Raw genomic sequence first — 8,149 nt, 5'->3', positions numbered from 1 at the left:
ACTCGCGTAATTTCCTAAAAAAGGGCATCAATTGATGCCCTTTTTATGCGTTGTTTGAAAAAGAACCTATCTCATCACTAGTTTGTTGTAAATTATTGGTGAGATAGGCTCTGATACAACGAATCGAGTCCAGTATCTTGCAGATACGAATGTCATAGAGATATGACACTGTGTCAGATGCAATCATAGTTGATTTTATGGTTAGTCTGATTTGTTTTGCTCTTGCGAGGCAAGCTGGCTATTTATTTACATCATAGTGACAGGTTAATTTATGAGTGCGAATAGCGGAGCTCAAGATAGCAAACGCGGTGGTGATATCGCTAAGTGGATCATTACCGTTTTATTGCTGGCAGTAGCAGTGGGTGGCAACTATCTTTACCGTGAATTTAACCTAGCGTTGCGAGCTTTAGCTGTTGTTGCTTTGTTCGTAGCAGCAGGTGGGATCGCGTTGTGGACAACACAAGGTAAAGCAACGTTAGCATTTGCTCGTGAAGCGCGTATTGAAATGCGTAAAGTAGTATGGCCAACACGTCAAGAAACATTGCAGACAACTCTGATTGTTGCTGCGGTGACGGCTATTGTGTCATTAGTTCTTTGGGGACTGGATGGCATTCTGGTTCGTTTTGTTTCATTTATTACTGGCCTGTGAGGTGTTCATGACTGATTCTCCAAAAAAACGCTGGTATGTCATTCAGGCATTTTCAGGCTTTGAAGGCCGTGTTGCACAGTCTCTGCGTGAACATATCAAATTAAACGAAATGGAAGACTCATTCGGCGAAGTTATGGTTCCAACCGAAGAAGTGGTTGAGATCCGTAGCGGTCAACGTCGCAAAAGTGAGCGTAAATTTTTCCCAGGGTATGTTCTTGTCCAAATGGTCATGAACGATGCAACTTGGCACTTAGTACGTAATGTACCTCGTGTTATGGGATTCATTGGCGGAACGTCAGACAGACCTGCACCAATTAGCGATAAAGAAGTTGATGCGATTATGAATCGCTTACAACAAGTTGGTGATAAACCGCGTCCTAAAACACTGTTTGAACCAGGTGAAATGGTTCGTGTTAGCGATGGTCCATTCGCTGACTTTAATGGTGTTGTTGAAGAAGTTGATTACGAAAAAAGCCGCTTAAAAGTCTCTGTATCAATCTTTGGTCGTGCAACACCAGTTGAATTAGACTTTAGTCAGGTTGAAAAAGGTTAAACCTTTTTACGCTGCTTTCTTGCAAAAGGTGGAAAAGTTATCTACAATTTTCCACCTTTCGTTTTGAGTTGTTTTGTCATAAGACAGAACAAAGTAAAATCGGGGAGCCCTAGCCGGGCGATATACCCAAATTGAGGAATTAATTAATGGCTAAGAAAGTCCAAGCCTATATCAAACTGCAAGTTTCTGCAGGTATGGCTAATCCAAGTCCACCAGTTGGTCCAGCTCTGGGTCAACAAGGTGTTAACATCATGGAATTCTGTAAAGCATTCAACGCTAAAACTGAAAGCGTAGAAAAAGGTTTACCAATTCCTGTTGTTATTACAGTTTATGCTGACCGTTCTTTCACTTTCGTTACCAAAACTCCTCCAGCAGCAGTTCTGCTGAAGAAAGCGGCGGGCGTGAAATCAGGTTCTGGCAAACCGAACAAAGAGAAAGTAGGTAAAATTACTTCTGCTCAAGTTCGTGAAATCGCAGAAACTAAAGCTGCGGACCTGACTGGTGCTGACGTTGAAGCTATGATGCGTTCAATTGCTGGTACTGCTCGTTCCATGGGCCTGGTAGTGGAGGATTAATCTGATGGCTAAACTAACCAAGCGCATGCGCAATATCCGTGAGAAAGTTGAAGTAACTAAACAGTACGAAATTGCTGAAGCTGTTGCTTTACTGAAAGAACTGGCTACTGCTAAATTCGTTGAAAGCGTTGACGTTGCTGTTAACCTTGGCATCGATGCACGTAAATCAGATCAAAACGTTCGTGGTGCAACTGTACTTCCACACGGTACTGGCCGTTCAGTTCGCGTTGCTGTATTCGCACAAGGTGCAAATGCAGAAGCTGCTAAAGAAGCAGGCGCTGAATTAGTCGGTATGGACGACTTAGCTGCTAAAGTTAAAGCTGGCGAAATGGACTTTGACGTTGTTATCGCATCTCCAGATGCAATGCGCGTTGTAGGTCAATTAGGTCAAATCCTTGGCCCACGTGGCTTAATGCCAAACCCGAAAGTGGGTACTGTAACTCCTAACGTTGCTGAAGCAGTTAAAAATGCTAAAGCTGGTCAGGTTCGTTACCGTAACGACAAAAATGGTATTATCCATACCACTATCGGTAAAGTTGATTTCAACGAAGCACAGTTGAAAGAAAACTTAGAAGCTCTGCTGGTTGCTCTGAAAAAAGCAAAACCATCAGCAGCGAAAGGCGTTTATATCAAGAAAGTAAGCCTGTCTACCACTATGGGTGCAGGTGTTGCGATTGATCAAGCTAGCTTAAGCGCGACAGTTTAATCTTAGATTAGACTAAAGTCATAAAAGACTTTACCTTGGCGTCAAATTTGTATAGAATTTGACGCCTTGAGTTTAGCTATGTTGTATTTTATTCAAGTCGACATAACTAAATTCTCTGAATTTCGGTTGGAGTCTGGCCTATCCAGACCCCGTCCAAGACCGCAGGTGTAAGTAATTACTTAATTTTCCTGCGTAGACGGTGAGAGAGCCAATAAAGAATTATATATTCTGGATTCTACTCACCGTGTTTTAGCGCTTATACCATTGTGGTAATAAGTGATGTGAGTCCCGAGTTTTTACTCGGTTAATCCAGGAGCAAGAAGCTAATGGCACTAAATCTTCAAGACAAACAAGCGATTGTTGCTGAAGTCAGCGAAGTTGCCAAAGGTGCGCTTTCTGCAGTTGTTGCGGATTCCCGTGGCGTTACTGTAGCTAAAATGACCGAACTGCGTAAAGCATGTCGTGAAGCTGGCGTTACTGTACGTGTAGTACGTAACACACTTCTGCGTCGTGCTGTTGAAGGTACTTCTTATGAAGTACTGAAAGATGCATTTGTTGGTCCAACCTTGATTGCATTTTCTGCTGAACATCCGGGCGCTGCTGCTCGTCTGTTCAAAGATTTCGCGAAAGCGAACCCAGCATTCGAGATTAAAGCGGCTGCCTTTGAAGGTGAGTTTATCCCAGGTTCGAACATCGATCGTCTGGCTACACTCCCAACTTACGATGAAGCAATCGCACGCCTGATGGCAACCATGAAAGAAGCCTCTGCAGGCAAATTGGTTCGCACTCTGGCTGCTCTGCGCGATCAGAAAGAAGCTGCTTAATAGCCAATTTCTTCGTTGCTTTATTTACGTATAAACTTTTTCTGAATTTTAGGAACACTTGTTATGTCTATTTCTAAAGACGATATCTTAAACGCAGTTGCTGAAATGTCTGTAATGGACGTTGTTGAACTGATCTCTATGATGGAAGAAAAATTCGGTGTATCTGCTGCTGCAGCTGTTGCTGTTGCTGCGGGTCCAGCAGAAGCTGCTGAAGAGAAAACTGAATTTGACGTTATCCTGAAAGCTATCGGCGGTAACAAAGTAGCAGTAATCAAAGCAGTACGTGGCGCTACCGGTCTTGGCCTGAAAGAAGCTAAAGACTTAGTAGAATCTGCACCAGCAGCTCTTAAAGAAGGCGTAAGCAAAGATGATGCTGAAGCTCTGAAGAAAGCTCTGGAAGAAGCAGGCGCTGAGGTTGAAGTTAAATAATTTAACTTCCCAGAGTGCAGCCTAACGGCTGATGGCTGGTGATTTTTTGGTCACCAGCCTTTTTGCGCTGTAAGGTAAGAGTCACTTTTTCACACTTTTTTGGTGTCTCATTACTTCAATATTTTTTGCTATTGACGACTTAATATACTGTGTTAGTCACTACGATCCACGTTCTCGAAAGCTCGGTAGTGATCTTGGCACAATGAAATGATTTAAGAGTAATAGCAATAAATATTCGGAAAATAGTTGTTTTCCTACCTACAAAAAAACAGTGTTTGCAGAATGTCGAGCCATCCTTAAAGTTAAGGACAGGCAGAGTGGGTCACTTTTCAGCGAGCTGAGGAACCCTATGGTTTACTCCTATACCGAGAAAAAACGTATTCGTAAGGATTTTGGTAAACGTCCACAAGTTCTGGATGTTCCCTATCTCCTTTCTATCCAACTTGACTCGTTCCAGAAGTTCATCGAGCAAGATCCTGATGGTCAAAACGGTCTGGAAGCAGCTTTCCGCTCCGTATTTCCTATCCAAAGCTACAGTGGTAATGCTGAATTACAATATGTCAGCTACCGCTTAGGCGAGCCTGTTTTTGATGTTAAAGAATGTCAGATCCGCGGTGTAACTTATTCTGCACCTCTGCGTGTAAAACTGCGTCTGGTCATTTATGAACGTGAAGCCCCAGAAGGCACCGTTAAAGACATCAAAGAACAAGAAGTCTATATGGGTGAAATCCCATTAATGACCGATAATGGTACCTTTGTTATCAATGGTACTGAGCGTGTTATCGTTTCCCAGTTACACCGTAGCCCTGGTGTGTTCTTTGATAGTGACAAAGGTAAAACACACTCTTCAGGTAAGGTACTGTATAACGCACGTATTATCCCTTATCGTGGCTCATGGTTAGACTTCGAATTCGACCCTAAAGATAACCTTTTTGTCCGTATTGACCGTCGCCGTAAATTACCTGCGACTATCATTTTACGCGCAATGAATTACAGCACTGAAGAAATCTTAGGATTATTCTTCGAAAAAACATTGTTTGAAATCAGCAACAACAAGCTGATGATGACATTAGTGCCTGAACGTCTGCGTGGTGAAACTGCTTCATTTGATATTGAAGCAAACGGCAAAGTGTATGTCGAAAAAGGCCGTCGTATTACCGCTCGCCATATTCGTCAATTAGAAAAAGAGCAAGTTGACCGCATTGAAGTACCTGTTGAATACATTGCAGGTAAAGTGGTTGCTCGTGACTATATTGATGAAGCGACAGGTGAACTGATTTGTGCTGCTAACATGGAAATCTCTTTAGATGTGTTAGCTCGCTTAAGTCAAGCTGGTCATAAAACGATTGAAACACTGTTTACCAATGACTTAGATCATGGTGCTTATATTTCAGAAACTGTTCGCGTCGATCCTACAAACGATCGTTTAAGCGCATTAGTTGAAATCTATCGCATGATGCGTCCTGGTGAACCACCTACACGCGAAGCAGCAGAAAATTTATTTGAGAACTTATTCTTCTCTGAAGATCGTTATGATCTGTCTGCTGTTGGTCGTATGAAGTTCAACCGTTCTTTAGGCCGTGACGAAGTTGAAGGTTCTGGCATCCTAAGCCAAGAAGATATCATTGAAGTAATGAGAAAACTGATTGATATCCGTAATGGTAAAGGTGAAGTGGATGATATTGACCACTTAGGTAACCGTCGTATTCGTTCTGTTGGCGAAATGGCTGAAAACCAATTCCGTGTTGGTCTGGTGCGTGTTGAACGTGCAGTTAAAGAGCGTCTATCTTTAGGCGATCTTGATGCATTAATGCCACAAGATATGATCAACGCAAAACCGATTTCTGCTGCTGTCAAAGAATTCTTTGGTTCTAGCCAGTTATCACAGTTTATGGATCAGAATAACCCGCTATCAGAAATTACGCACAAACGTCGTATTTCTGCATTAGGCCCTGGTGGTTTGACCCGTGAACGTGCAGGCTTCGAAGTTCGAGACGTACACCCAACTCACTACGGTCGTGTGTGCCCAATCGAAACACCTGAAGGTCCAAACATCGGTCTTATCAACTCATTATCTGTTTATGCACAGACTAATGAGTACGGTTTCCTAGAAACGCCTTACCGTGTTGTTGAAAACAATGCCGTAACAGATGAAATTCACTATCTGTCTGCAATCGAAGAAGGTAACTTCATCATTGCTCAGGCTAACTCCGTATTAGACGATGACAATCACTTCGTTGAAGAATTAGTTACTTGCCGTCATAAAGGTGAGTCAAGCTTATTTAGTCGTGACCAAGTTCAGTACATGGACGTTTCAACCCAACAGGTTGTTTCTGTCGGTGCTTCACTGATCCCATTCCTTGAACACGATGACGCCAACCGTGCATTGATGGGTGCGAACATGCAACGTCAGGCTGTTCCTACACTTCGTGGTGATAAACCACTGGTAGGTACAGGTATGGAACGTGCGGTAGCGGTTGACTCCGGTGTTACTGCGGTTGCTAAACGTGGTGGTGTTGTTCAGTATGTTGATGCTTCTCGTATCGTTATCAAAGTTAACGAAGAAGAGACTTACGCTGGTGAAGCGGGCATCGATATCTACAGCTTGACTAAATACACTCGTTCTAACCAGAACACATGTATTAACCAAACTCCTTGCGTATCTTTAGGTGAACCTGTTGATCGTGGTGACGTGTTAGCCGATGGTCCTTCAACAGACCTTGGTGAGTTAGCATTAGGTCAAAACATGCGCGTGGCATTTATGCCATGGAATGGTTATAACTACGAGGACTCCATCCTTGTATCTGAACGTGTTGTTCAAGAAGATCGTTTCACTACTATCCATATTCAAGAACTTGCTTGTGTCTCTCGTGATACTAAGTTAGGGCCTGAAGAGATCACTGCTGATATCCCGAACGTCGGTGAAGCAGCGTTATCTAAACTGGATGAATCAGGTATCGTTTATATCGGTGCTGAAGTGAAAGGTGGTGACATTCTGGTTGGTAAAGTAACACCTAAAGGTGAAACTCAACTGACTCCAGAAGAGAAACTGCTGCGTGCTATCTTCGGTGAAAAAGCGTCTGATGTTAAAGATTCTTCTCTGCGTGTTCCTAATGGTGTGTCTGGTACAGTTATCGACGTACAAGTCTTCACCCGTGATGGCGTAGAAAAAGATAAACGTGCATTAGAAATCGAAGAATCACAGTTACGTGAAGTTAAAAAAGACTTAACTGAAGAACTGCGTATCTTTGAAGCTGGTCTATTCGCTCGTATCCGTGGTGTTCTGATTGCTGGCGGTATTGAAGCTGAGAAATTAGATAAATTACCTCGTGAACGTTGGTTAGAGCTGGGTATTGCGGATGAAGAGAAGCAAAACCAGTTAGAACAATTAGCAGAACAGTATGATGAACTGAAAGCTGAGTTCGCGAAGAAACTGGAAGCTAAACGTCGTAAAATCACTCAAGGTGATGATTTAGCACCAGGCGTGCTGAAAATCGTTAAGGTTTACCTGGCTGTTAAACGTCAGATCCAACCTGGTGATAAGATGGCGGGTCGTCATGGTAACAAGGGTGTTATCTCTAAGATTAACCCAATTGAAGACATGCCATATGATGAAAACGGCAATCCAGTAGACCTCGTATTGAACCCACTGGGTGTACCATCACGTATGAACATCGGTCAGATCCTTGAAACTCACTTGGGTATGGCTGCTAAAGGTATCGGTGATAAGATCAACGCGATGCTGAAACAGCAACAAGAAGTTGCTAAATTACGTGAATTTATCCAGAAAGCTTACGATCTGGGTATGGCACCTCGTCAGAAAGTTGATCTGGACACCTTCAGCGATGAAGAAGTGTTACGTCTGGCTGAAAACCTGAAAAAAGGTATGCCAACCGCAACACCAGTGTTCGATGGTGCAGAAGAAATGGAAATTAAAGAGATGCTGAAATTAGCTGATCTTCCAACTTCTGGTCAGATTACACTTTTCGATGGTCGTACAGGTGAACAATTTGAGCGTCCAGTAACTGTTGGTTACATGTACATGCTGAAACTGAACCACTTAGTTGATGACAAGATGCACGCCCGTTCTACTGGTTCGTACAGCTTGGTTACTCAGCAACCTCTTGGTGGTAAAGCACAGTTTGGTGGACAGCGTTTCGGGGAGATGGAAGTGTGGGCACTGGAAGCATACGGTGCAGCTTATACTCTTCAAGAAATGCTTACTGTTAAGTCGGATGACGTTAACGGTCGTACCAAAATGTACAAAAACATCGTTGATGGTAACCATCAGATGGAACCAGGTATGCCAGAGTCGTTCAACGTATTGTTGAAAGAGATCCGTTCACTGGGTATCAACATCGAATTGGAAGACGAATAACGGATTCCATATAGACAGACTGCTAGAAATGGCAG

Annotated in this window: 7 protein-coding genes; all 7 read left to right on the top strand. The window is 43.1% G+C overall.

The window, feature by feature from the left end; translation table 11 throughout:
- Positions 1 to 271: 271 nt before the first annotated feature.
- The 7 genes from secE to rpoB all read left to right on the top strand — a co-directional run bounded on the left by secE (position 272) and on the right by rpoB (position 8,114).
- Positions 272 to 649: a preprotein translocase subunit SecE gene (secE, locus tag ACNARN_RS18060; RefSeq protein WP_023583091.1), complete on the top strand. Its 378-nt coding sequence runs from the start codon at positions 272 to 274 to the stop codon at positions 647 to 649.
- Between the two features lie 7 nt (positions 650 to 656).
- Positions 657 to 1,202, top strand: a complete 546-nt coding sequence (gene nusG / locus ACNARN_RS18055) for a transcription termination/antitermination protein NusG (protein ID WP_004246900.1) — start codon at positions 657 to 659, stop codon at positions 1,200 to 1,202.
- Between the two features lie 146 nt (positions 1,203 to 1,348).
- Positions 1,349 to 1,777 carry a 50S ribosomal protein L11 gene (gene rplK, locus ACNARN_RS18050; protein WP_006534703.1) on the top strand — a complete coding sequence of 143 codons (429 nt, stop codon included), beginning with the start codon at positions 1,349 to 1,351 and terminating at the stop codon, positions 1,775 to 1,777.
- Between the two features lie 4 nt (positions 1,778 to 1,781).
- Positions 1,782 to 2,483: a 50S ribosomal protein L1 gene (rplA, locus tag ACNARN_RS18045; RefSeq protein ID WP_023583092.1), complete on the top strand. Its 702-nt coding sequence runs from the start codon at positions 1,782 to 1,784 to the stop codon at positions 2,481 to 2,483.
- 326 nt (positions 2,484 to 2,809) lie between these two features.
- A complete protein-coding gene (rplJ, locus tag ACNARN_RS18040; RefSeq protein WP_006534706.1) occupies positions 2,810 to 3,307 on the top strand; it encodes a 50S ribosomal protein L10 in 498 nt (165 codons plus the stop codon).
- A 63-nt stretch (positions 3,308 to 3,370) separates the two neighbouring features.
- A complete protein-coding gene (rplL, locus tag ACNARN_RS18035; protein ID WP_023583093.1) occupies positions 3,371 to 3,736 on the top strand; it encodes a 50S ribosomal protein L7/L12 in 366 nt (121 codons plus the stop codon).
- Between the two features lie 349 nt (positions 3,737 to 4,085).
- The gene (rpoB, locus tag ACNARN_RS18030) at positions 4,086 to 8,114 is read left to right on the top strand and encodes a DNA-directed RNA polymerase subunit beta (RefSeq protein ID WP_109374341.1); all 4,029 of its coding nucleotides are present in this window, start codon (positions 4,086 to 4,088) and stop codon (positions 8,112 to 8,114) included.
- The last annotated feature ends 35 nt before the right edge of the window (positions 8,115 to 8,149 follow it).

The sequence above is a fragment of the Proteus sp. TSJ240517 genome, from assembly GCF_047921575.1.
Lineage (GTDB): Bacteria > Pseudomonadota > Gammaproteobacteria > Enterobacterales > Enterobacteriaceae > Proteus.
Note: the sequence above shows the minus strand (reverse complement) of the source record. Positions and strands in the feature narration are given on the sequence as shown.